General features: G+C 59.4%; 4 protein-coding genes and 1 pseudogene. 3 read left to right on the plus strand and 2 right to left on the minus strand.

Features of this window, described 5'->3' with window-relative positions; translation table 11 throughout:
* Positions 1 to 650: 650 nt before the first annotated feature.
* Entirely contained in the window at positions 651 to 782 is a 132-nt protein-coding gene (locus tag FV227_RS30425) for a hypothetical protein (RefSeq protein ID WP_281406297.1), read from the plus strand.
* Between the two features lie 227 nt (positions 783 to 1,009).
* Here FV227_RS30425 and FV227_RS28145 read toward each other — a convergent pair whose 3' ends face one another.
* Positions 1,010 to 1,630, minus strand: coding sequence for a recombinase family protein (locus FV227_RS28145; RefSeq protein WP_147860438.1), 621 nt, complete (start codon positions 1,628 to 1,630; stop codon positions 1,010 to 1,012).
* Between the two features lie 396 nt (positions 1,631 to 2,026).
* Positions 2,027 to 2,293: a hypothetical protein gene (locus FV227_RS30230; protein ID WP_246687947.1), complete on the minus strand. Its 267-nt coding sequence runs from the start codon at positions 2,291 to 2,293 to the stop codon at positions 2,027 to 2,029.
* Between FV227_RS30230 and FV227_RS28155 the strand changes: the two genes are divergently transcribed.
* Together FV227_RS28155 and FV227_RS28160 are read left to right on the plus strand one after the other, a co-directional pair.
* Positions 2,292 to 2,684 carry a type II toxin-antitoxin system VapC family toxin gene (locus tag FV227_RS28155; protein WP_147860439.1) on the plus strand — a complete coding sequence of 131 codons (393 nt, stop codon included), beginning with the start codon at positions 2,292 to 2,294 and terminating at the stop codon, positions 2,682 to 2,684. The genes FV227_RS30230 and FV227_RS28155 overlap by 2 nt on opposite strands.
* 26 nt (positions 2,685 to 2,710) lie before the next feature.
* Positions 2,711 to 3,121 (plus strand): annotated as a pseudogene (locus FV227_RS28160) (hypothetical protein); the annotation flags it as partial.
* Positions 3,122 to 3,449: the final 328 nt, after the last annotated feature.

Consider the following 3,449-nt stretch of genomic DNA (forward strand, 5'->3'; position numbering starts at 1 on the left):
GAATTGTCGTATGTGGAATGCCTGCGCATAGGCCGCAGCGATGGCATGCCGGCGCACTGACTACGCGAGGCAAACCTTGGGACGGTTAGACTATGCTGAAGATCATCAACTCCGTACAACCGATAATTATAAGCAAAAAGTCACCAGTGGCTTATAATTTTCGATGATTTATTATTTCTATTGGTTTAATCGTATTAATGTTATCTTCGCTTCAGCATCAAAATGCAAGTGTCCAACCGCCACAAAGAGCCTATGATTGTGGTTGCGCGTCGTTTTGGCACGTGCATGCCATGCAAATGCTTTTGAATGATGGGGTCGGGGCTTTGCTTGCATCTCAGACGACCGGCGTTATCGGAAAAAATGCTTATTGATGGTAGTAGTAGTTCTTAGTTCGGACGCCGTAGCTGAACCGATCCTGGTACCCGCACACGCGCGCCCCCTCACAGGAAGCCTCTCCCGTGGTGTAGACTGCCGAAGTTCGTAACCACCGCCCGCGTGCTCGCAATGCCGAAGAACCGCTAACAGCGTCGATGCACACACCTCGACGAAACAGCGGCCAACACAGTATGGTCCGCTGCTACGGACGCGCCCCACGCGGTGAGCGTTGTCGGGTCGCCCATGAGCTGGCAACCGGCGCCCTGGTGGAGGTCATGGCTGACACGCCGCCGGAGCCGAGCCCGGTCTACGTCCTCTATCTGGCGGGCCGTCATTCCTCATCGCGCACCCGCGCCTTCGTAGATTGGGCCTCAGCGCTACTGGTGCCGAAGTTCAACCGGGATTGAAGCGAATGGCGGATGGGTTAGCTCTCCGTGCCAGCGTTTCCAAAAGCTGCCCTTCCGCTTTCCACCCAACACGGACGTTTGTCCTACCAGTTCGTATGTCCGATATCCGACCGTTTTCTTGGCGCTTGATATGAGCCACACACCAAGGGCCTAAAACAGCTCCATCCATGTCGGAAAACGCTACCCGGTATTCTTATGTCGTCAATTCCCTCCCGCATTGACGTTGATCAGTCAGCCTTTTGTCCGAGGATCTTAAGGGCGTCGGGTCTGAAGACCCCTTTAGAATCGACGTGTCGGTAGAGGGTCTGACGGGTGATCCCGAGTTCCATGCAGAGGTCCGCGACCTTAGTCTCGGGCTGACCCATTGCAGCCTGTGCGAGGCGAAGCTTGGCGGGCGTCATCTTCGGCTTGCGGCCACCATTGCGCCCTCTAGCGCGCGCTGAGGCAAGACCGGCCTTGGTGCGCTCGATGATCAGCTCGCGCTCGAATTCCGCCAACGCTGCAAAGATCCCAAACACCAGCCGGCCATTGGCGGTGGTGGTGTCGATGTTAGCCCCCTGACCTGTAAGCACCTTGAGCCCGATCCCACGCTTGGTGAGATCGTGTACGGTGTTGACGAGGTGGCGCAGGTCGCGACCGAGGCGATCGAGTTTCCAGATCGCGAGGGTGTCGCCTTCACGGAGCGCCTTGAGGCAGGCGTCGAGACCGGGGCGGCTGTCGCGTTTGCCTGACGCGTGATCCTCGTAGAAGCGATCGACTTCGACGCCGGCGGCGAGGAGCGCGTCGCGCTGCAGGTCGGTGGTCTGCGAGCCGTCAGCTTTGGACACGCGCATGTAGCCGAGCAGCATGGGGTGGTGATCCTGTGCGGGCGTGACGGGCCACGCGTCGTGAGGCGGTATGACGATCAAGGGTCCGGGAGCCACCGAGCTGCGGTGCTCCCCCGTTCGTGCCTGTCACGCAAACGAGCGATTGCGTGACAGATACAGCGACGGCCCCCAAACGGCCGAGCTACCGTACTACAAGGCGTTATAAATTCTACGCTCTGCCATCGACGAAAAAATCATCATTAAGTGACATCGGACACGGTAGCGATGCGCCTTTGGTCACTCACTGAGGTTTCATCTCAAACCTGGATGGCAATCAGAGCCGAAGGCCGAGCCATATGCTCAAGGCCGCGACCATGGTTCCCTTATCCGAACCAAGCCATCTTGATGCAATATAAGTTTTTTGGTACGAAATGACGTTCAGGTACCATTTGACAGGTCCTCATAGCGTCGCAGGCGGTTAAAATTATCGATGGAGGTAAGCTGATCATTCCAGCTGCGTTTCGGCGCAAGCTTGGCATCGATACGGGTGATACCGTGGTTGTCGAACTCGGCGATGACGGGCTGCATGTCCGATCGCTGTCCTGAGCTGTGCGCCTGGCACAGGAGATCGTGCGCGAGTTCGTACCCAATGACGTCGACCTCGCCGACGAGTTCGTAGCCGAGCGACAGATTGAGGCTGAGCATGACTGAGGCGTTCGTTCTTGATGCGTCGGCCTTGCTGTGTCTGCTCAAGGGAGAGCAGGGAGCTGACAGAGTGATTGCCTGCTTGCCGCGAGCCTGGGTCTGCGCCGTCAACCTGACCGAGGTTTACGCCAAGCTCGCTTATGCCGGTGGTACGGAAAGCCGGATCGCTCAGGCGATTGGTGGGCTGTATCTTCGGGTTGAGGCCTTTGACGATGCCCACGCACGCTCAGCCGGCATGCTCCGTCCCATGACGAAGGGCTTTGGCCTGTCGCTTGGTGACCATGCCTGCCTTGCGCTGGCCCGGCATCGTGGAGCGATCGCCTTGACCACGGATCGCGGGTGGACCGAACTCCCCGACACCCTGGGCATTACGGTCAAACTCCTTCGCTGACAAGAAAGCGGAGAATCTTCCGCGCGATGCCGATCAGACGCGAGCACCGCTTCTTCTACCCAATCGATTGGCCGCAGCTTTCGGCTGCGATCCGCCTCGGGCGGGCTGGTGGCGCCTGCGAAGGATGTGGCCGGCCGCATGGTCAGACGATCTATCATCTCTGTGATGGACGCTGGTGGGATGCCTCGATCGCTGCTTGGCGAGATGGCCAGGGACGAACGTTGCGAGCCCTGCCGACAATCGAGGATCTCGGGGTGATCCGTCCAACGCGGGTGGTGCTGGCAGCCGCGCACCGCGATCACGCCACCGCCAACAACCTCGGCCGCCATCTCGCGGCTGTCTGCCAACGCTGCCACATCAACCACGATTGGCCCGAGCATCGTCGCCGACGCTGGCGGACGCTCTTTCAACGCAAGGTGATGGGCGATCTGTTCCGGGAGCTCTACGATCCGCTTCAACGCCGCATCGAAGTCGCACGCCAGGCTACACCGGCTTGCAGCTGTTATAGCGTTTGCGGGGTCAGGGAGGCCCCAGCAGCGGCTTTGAGCATCGAGGGCAGGTTCCTTGCTTGCGATGCTCGCATGGAAGGCGCTGGTAAGCCCTACAGCGCAGCTTCGCGTATCAGGTCGTAGCAGTCAGGGTACTGGTGGCGATCGACGATGAAGCAACAAGGTCGTCCTACTGAGGAGCCAACTTTACCCAGGTCGGGGTTGGGAGCTGGAGCACGTGCTTCCTCCGCTGCCCCCGGTCCCTGGGCCCCCGGCC

Source organism: Methylobacterium sp. WL119, from assembly GCF_008039875.1.
In the GTDB taxonomy this organism is placed as follows: domain Bacteria; phylum Pseudomonadota; class Alphaproteobacteria; order Rhizobiales; family Beijerinckiaceae; genus Methylobacterium.

Bases quoted from the DNA above. Each gene is read 5' to 3' on its own strand.
- FV227_RS30425 (WP_281406297.1), top strand. From the start codon at position 651: ATGGCTGACACGCCGCCGGAGCCGAGCCCGGTCTACGTCCTCTATCTG.
- FV227_RS28145 (WP_147860438.1), bottom strand. From the start codon at position 1,630: ATGCTGCTCGGCTACATGCGCGTGTCCAAAGCTGACGGCTCGCAGACC.
- FV227_RS28155 (WP_147860439.1), top strand. From the start codon at position 2,292: ATGACTGAGGCGTTCGTTCTTGATGCGTCGGCCTTGCTGTGTCTGCTC.
- FV227_RS30230 (WP_246687947.1), bottom strand. From the start codon at position 2,293: ATGCTCAGCCTCAATCTGTCGCTCGGCTACGAACTCGTCGGCGAGGTC.